Annotated in this window: 1 protein-coding gene; it reads left to right on the plus strand. The window is 67.9% G+C overall.

Annotated elements, in window-relative coordinates; all coding sequences use genetic code 11:
• Positions 1 to 10: 10 nt before the first annotated feature.
• Positions 11 to 909, plus strand: a protein-coding gene (locus tag ACFQPS_RS20075; protein WP_377361133.1) for an IS630 family transposase whose coding sequence is annotated in 2 segments (ribosomal slippage) — positions 11 to 346 and positions 348 to 909 — 898 coding nt annotated over the 2 segments. Because the reading frame shifts where the segments join, the coding sequence is not laid out codon by codon here. This gene is flagged as partial in the annotation.

Genomic DNA, 909 nt, shown 5'->3' on the forward strand with positions numbered 1-909 from the left:
CCAGCACAGCATGACCCGACCCTACTCTCTCGATCTTCGCGAGCGTGTAGTTGCGGCGGTGGCCTTGGGCCAGACCTGCCGAACGGTGGCCGCGACCTTTTCGGTGAGCGTGGCCACGGTGGTGAAGTGGTCGCAGCGCCAGCGCGCGACCGGGACTGTCGCGCCCGGCAAGGTCGGTGGCCACCGCCGCTACATCCTGACCCCTGAACGCGACTGGCTGCTGCGTCGGGTCGAGGAGGATATGAACCTGACCCTGCACGGCGTACGGGCCGAGCTGGCGGCACGCGGCGTGGTGGTGAGCTGCGACACGCTGTGGCGCTTCCTGCGGCGCGAGGGGATCAGCTTCAAAAAAAACCGTGCATGCCAGCGAGCAGGATCGGCCGGACGTGGCGCGGCGGCGCGCGCAGTGGAAGAAATACCAGACGAGGGTTGATCCCACTCGCCTGGTCTTCATCGACGAGACCTCGGCCAAGACCAACATGGCCCGCCCGCGCGGCTGGGGCCGGCGTGGGCAGCGGTTGGTCGCCAAGCTGCCCCACGGCCACTGGAAGACCCTGACCTTCGTGGCGGCGCTGCGCCATGACCGGCTGGCGGCGCCCTGCCTGTTCCGCGGTCCGATCAACGCCCGCAGCTTCACGGCCTATGTCGAGCAGGCGCTGGTCCCGACGCTGCGCCCCGGCGACCTCGTCGTCATGGACAATCTCGGTTCCCACAAGGGTGAGGCGGTGCGACGGGCCATCCGCGCGGCCGGCGCAAAGCTGTTCTTTCTGCCGCCCTACAGTCCCGACCTCAACCCGATCGAGCAGGTCTTCGCCAAGCTGAAGAGCCTGCTCAAGCTCGCCGAGCCCAGAGCCGTCCCAACCACAGCCGACACCATTGCCCACATTCTCGACTGCTTCTCTCCTACCG

Source organism: Rhodocista pekingensis (assembly GCF_042665545.1).
Taxonomy (GTDB): domain Bacteria; phylum Pseudomonadota; class Alphaproteobacteria; order Azospirillales; family Azospirillaceae; genus Rhodocista; species Rhodocista pekingensis.